General features: G+C 72.2%; 4 protein-coding genes. 1 reads left to right on the forward strand and 3 read right to left on the reverse strand.

Going from position 1 to position 4,650, the window contains the following annotated elements:
- Positions 1–99: 99 nt before the first annotated feature.
- Positions 100–852, reverse strand: coding sequence for a response regulator transcription factor (locus QQZ14_RS00290; protein ID WP_284532152.1), 753 nt, complete (start codon positions 850–852; stop codon positions 100–102).
- Between the two features lie 604 nt (positions 853–1,456).
- Here QQZ14_RS00290 and QQZ14_RS00295 point away from each other — a divergent pair.
- Complete coding sequence (locus QQZ14_RS00295; RefSeq protein ID WP_284532153.1) at positions 1,457–2,956, forward strand: sugar transferase; 1,500 nt, start codon at positions 1,457–1,459, stop codon at positions 2,954–2,956.
- Positions 2,957–2,973: 17 nt separating this feature from the next.
- Here QQZ14_RS00295 and QQZ14_RS00300 read toward each other — a convergent pair whose 3' ends face one another.
- The gene (locus QQZ14_RS00300) at positions 2,974–3,717 is read right to left on the reverse strand and encodes a lytic murein transglycosylase (protein WP_284532154.1); all 744 of its coding nucleotides are present in this window, start codon (positions 3,715–3,717) and stop codon (positions 2,974–2,976) included.
- A 10-nt stretch (positions 3,718–3,727) separates the two neighbouring features.
- The gene (locus QQZ14_RS00305) at positions 3,728–4,582 is read right to left on the reverse strand and encodes a phosphate ABC transporter ATP-binding protein (RefSeq protein ID WP_284532155.1); all 855 of its coding nucleotides are present in this window, start codon (positions 4,580–4,582) and stop codon (positions 3,728–3,730) included.
- Positions 4,583–4,650: the final 68 nt, after the last annotated feature.

Below are 4,650 nucleotides of genomic sequence, written 5' to 3' on the forward strand. Positions count from 1 at the left end.
CCCCGGCCGCAGGTGGGGCCGGACACCGACACGGGGACACGCTCTCGCCTCGGGATCTCCTCTCGCCGGGCTTGAGTACGGCGCGATGAAGTCCCGAGGCTAGCTCTCGCGACGTGGACCGGCCGCGCGGAGGTCGTCGAGCGCCTGCACCGCCGCCACCGCAGCGAGCTGGGAACGCAGGTCGAGCTTCCACAGCACCGCTCGTACGTGCGAGCGCACCGTGGACTCAGACACGCCCAGGTGGTGGGCCATGGTCCGTGCCGACCGACCGCGTCGCATCAGTCCGAGGACCTCCCGCTGCCGTGCGGAGAGCTGTTCCAGCCGGGTCGGCAGCCCAGCCTCGTCGTCCTTGAACGACTGCCATTGCCGAATCAGCCCGAACCGCTCTTCCGCCGGAAGCACCTGCTCGCCGCGGGCTACCCGCTCGAGCAGCATCTCCACCTCCTCCAGACCCGTGGCATTGGGGCACACGAGGCAGGCCCCCGCCTCGAGCAGGGCGCCGTGGTCGGATGCGAGGTCGGATCCGGTCAGGACGACCCACGGGCCGGCCCAGCCTCGCACCAGAGCCGCCACCTCGGCCAGCCGGACCGAGTCACCGATCTCGCAGATGAGGAGGGCCACCCCGGGTTGGAGCTCTGCGAGCTTGTGCTCCACAGCCTGGCTCCCACCGTCGGCGGGGGCCCATGTCGCCTGACCCACGACGAGCCGTCTGCTCGCGAGCGCTGCCCCCACCGCCTCGCCGACCAGCGCCTGGTCCGACACCAGCATCATGCGCAGGACAGACACATCCGTCTCGCGGCGCGGGTCTGGCACCCGGACGCCGACCTGCGCTCCGGTGTGCTTGTCGGTCATGATGTCCATCACGATCGATCACCGCCCGCATGGGTGCGGGATCCGGCAGGCGATCTCCCCTACTTTCGGGATGAATCACCCTCGCCCAGCGCTCACCGTGGGGACCCTTTTCGTCAGGTCCCAGGTCGGCGAGCGGCTGCTCCCCAAATTCGGGGATAGGTGCCTCGCCGGCCCCTCACCCGCCCCTCGGCTGCGGATATTGGGAGCCGAACACGCTGGAGGAACGTTCGCAGGTGTGAGCCGGCGGTGACCTCGGGGCCCGGCACTCGACCCGCGATCGGTCGACGGACGGGTGCGACGGGGGTCCGATGTCGTCGCCGACAGGGGGAGTCAGATGCTGCGCGACCCAAGAGCTCCCGGACCCGGGCGCGAGGGCCGGATACGGGTCGCCAGCACTGCGCTGCTGGCGCTGCCGACGGCGACCCGCGCCCAGGTGAGCACCCAGATGAGCCCTCAGGTGTGCCCCCGGGCCAGCCCTGCGTGATCGAGCCGATCCCGCCGCTCTTCTTGCCCCATTTGCGGCATGCCGCAGGTCCCCACCCTTCCTAGGGTTTCCGCACAGCGATCACCGAGCTAGCACCATCACCGAACGAGGAGTCGAGCCGTGGCAACGTGGACCACACTGGCGCCCGAAGCCACCCCTGCGCTCCCCGAGACCCGGAGCGACGGCGCGGCCGGCCTGGTCGATCACCTCCTCAAGGTCGGGGCGTCGGCGCCCCGCACGCGTCGCGAGGCCTCTCGGCAGCACCGTGGCCTGGGCGTGAGGTCGCTCCTGGTTCCGGTGGATGTCCTGGTCGCGCTGACGACGGTCGCGGTGGTCTCCTGGGTGGCGGCGGACGGGCACATCGCCCCCTGGTCCGCCGCCGCGCTGATCGGCGGCTGGCTGGCCTGCCTCGGGGGCAACAGGGCCTGGTCGGTGGGCGGTCACGTCCCGACCGTGCGGCCGGTGGCGCGGGCCGGCGCGACCCTCGGTCTGGCCTGCTGGGCTGGTGGGGCGCTCATCGACCTCCCCCTCTCCTCGCGCCAGCTGCTCGCGGTGACCGCGACGCTGACGTTCGCGAGCCTCCTCCCGCGGGCATCGCTCGTGCTGCGGCGGCGCAGGGCGGTGCCGCTGCGGATCGCGGTCGCAGGCGGCGCCGACGACGGACACCGGCTGCTGGCGGAGCTGGACCGCGCCACCGGGCCACGGTGGGCCGTGACCGCGGCCTGCTGGTCCATCGACCCGGCCGGCACGGGCTTCGCCGAGGCCGACGCGCCGCCGTTCTGGCTCGGACCCGAGCGGGTCGTCGAGGCGGCGCTGGCGACCGGCGCCTCTGCGGTGCTGCTCGTCCCCGGACCGGACCTGGACCCCGTGTCGATCCGCCGCCTCTGCTGGCAGGCTCGGAACGAGGGGCTGGACGCCTACGTCGCGACCGGTCTCCTGGACGTCGTCCCTGCCCGCGCCAGAGTGGTGAACGCCGGCACGCTGGGGATCCTCCACGTACAACCCGGCGATCGCCACGTCGAGCTCCGGATGCTCAAGGAGCTCACCGAACGCCTGGTCGCGGTGGCCGCGCTCGTCGTCACCCTCCCCGTCCTCGCGGCCGTGGCCCTGGCCGTGCGGCTCGACTCGCCCGGCCCGGCTCTGTTCCGCCAGACCAGGGTCGGCCGCGGCGGTCGTACTTTCACGATGTTCAAGTTCCGGACCATGGTCAGTGACGCCGAGCAGCTCCGTCACGAGCTCGTCGACCGCAACGAATGCGACGGGGTGCTGTTCAAGATGCAGCGCGATCCGCGGATCACCAGGGTGGGCGAGCGGTTGCGCCGTTACTCCCTCGACGAGCTCCCCCAGCTGCTCAACGTCGTGCGGGGCGAGATGTCGTTGGTGGGCCCACGTCCGGCGCTACCCAGTGAGATCGAGCGGTACGACGTCGACCCCCGCCACCGGCTGGCCGTCAAGCCCGGCATCACGGGCCTGTGGCAGGTGTCGGGACGATCCGACCTGTCGTGGGAGGAGACGGTGCGGCTCGACCTGCACTACGTCGACAACTGGTCGCTCGGCCTCGACCTCGCGATCGTCCTCCGCACGTTCGGCGCGGTGCTGAGCCACCGCGGCGCCTACTGAGGCCGGCCACCCACCGGCTATCGGGCGCGGTCGGCGTAGACCTGGGCGGCCGCGTAGACGGCGTCGACGTAGGACTGGGCATGGTTGTAGGAGAACACCGCGTCCGCCCAGCCCTGACCGGTCTCGAGGTCGTGCCCGTCGGCGCAGAGGTAGCGGGCGGCGGCGAAAGCAGCGTCGTCGATGTCGTTGGGGTCGGCGGTGCCGTCACCGTCGCCGTCGGAGCCCCAGGTCTCCCAGGTGGAGGGGATGAACTGCAGCGGACCGACGGCGTGGTCCCACGCCGGGTCGCCGTGCCAGGCGCTGGTCTCGGGAGTCGCCGGGATCGCAGCGACCTGCCCGCGGCCGTTCAGCGCCGGGCCGAGGATCGGGCTGGATGCGTGCCCGTCGTCGCCGAGCGTGCGCCCGCCGATGGTGCCGTGCTGGGACTCCACCCAGCCGATCCCGGCGAGGGTCGTCCAGCCGACGTCGCACCCGTCGGGCTCCGAGAGCTGCGCGGTCGCGTAGGCCCGGACCGCCGGTGCCGGAATGCCGGCCTTCGCGGCGGTGTCCGCGACCCACTGCGGGTCGACCCGCGTCGGGGCCGACGCGGCGCCCTGCTGCCGGGCCATCTTGGTCTCAGGACGCGGGGCGTCGACGTACGCCGACGAGCGGGTGAGGGGCAGCTCGGGGCGCGCGAGGATCGTCTGAGATGCGGCGTACCCCAGCCCGGTGACCAGGAGCAGGGCCAACGCGAAGGAGGCGATAAGACGGGCAGGACTCATGCGCAGCCGGTCATCCGAACCGGCCGTGCACGTAGTCGCTCGTGCGCGGGTCCTGCGGGCTCTGGAACATCGCACCAGTATCCCCGTGCTCGACGATGACGCCGGGGGTGCCCTGGGAGGCGAGGAAGAACGCGCAGGTGTCGGAGACCCGGGCGGCCTGCTGCATGTTGTGGGTGACGATCACGATCGTCACCTCGTGGGCCAGCTCCTTCATGGTCTCCTCGATCACCCGGGTCGAGGTGGGGTCGAGCGCGGAGCAGGGCTCGTCCATGAGCAGCACCCGCGGCTTGATCGCCAGCGAGCGGGCGATGCAGAGACGTTGCTGCTGGCCGCCGGAGAGGCCGCCGCCGGGGGCGTCCAGGCGGTCCTTGACCTCCGCCCAGAGCCCGGCCTTGCCCAGGCAGGACTCGACGAGGTGCTCCCGGGTCGACCGCGACGCCTTGGTGCCGGTGAGCTTGAGGCCGGCGAGCACGTTCTCGCGGATCGACATCGCCGGGAACGGGTTCGGCTTCTGGAACACCATGCCGATCGCGCGGCGGGCGTCGATCAGCCGCTTGGCCGGGTCGTAGATGTCCTCACCGTCGAGCAGCACCTCGCCGGCGAGCTGCGCCGACGGCACCAGCTCGTGCATCCGGTTGAGGATGCGCAGGAACGTCGACTTGCCACAGCCGGAGGGGCCGATGAGCGCGGTGATGCCGCCCGCCGGCATCGTCAGCGAGACCCGGTCGAGGACCTTGCGGTCGCCGAACCAGGCGGTGATGTCCCGCGCCTCGATCTGGGCCAGCCCCGGTGCCGATCCGTGGGCAGGTCCCCCGGTCGGTGGGACCGACGGGAGGACGGTGGTCTCGTCGGCTGCAGTCGTCATGGTGCGTTCCTTCGAAGAGTGGTGGCCGGGCCGGCCCCCCCCGCGGGGGGCGGGCCCGCCCGGCCGGG

This window comes from Nocardioides sp. T2.26MG-1 (assembly GCF_950101795.1).
Taxonomy (GTDB): Bacteria; Actinomycetota; Actinomycetes; order Propionibacteriales; family Nocardioidaceae; genus Nocardioides.

What these genes read in the sequence shown, in the direction of transcription:
- QQZ14_RS00305 (WP_284532155.1), bottom strand. Translation starts at nt 4,582, where the DNA reads ATGACGACTGCAGCCGACGAGACCACCGTCCTCCCGTCGGTCCCACCG.
- QQZ14_RS00300 (WP_284532154.1), bottom strand. Translation starts at nt 3,717, where the DNA reads ATGAGTCCTGCCCGTCTTATCGCCTCCTTCGCGTTGGCCCTGCTCCTG.
- QQZ14_RS00290 (WP_284532152.1), bottom strand. Translation starts at nt 852, where the DNA reads ATGACCGACAAGCACACCGGAGCGCAGGTCGGCGTCCGGGTGCCAGAC.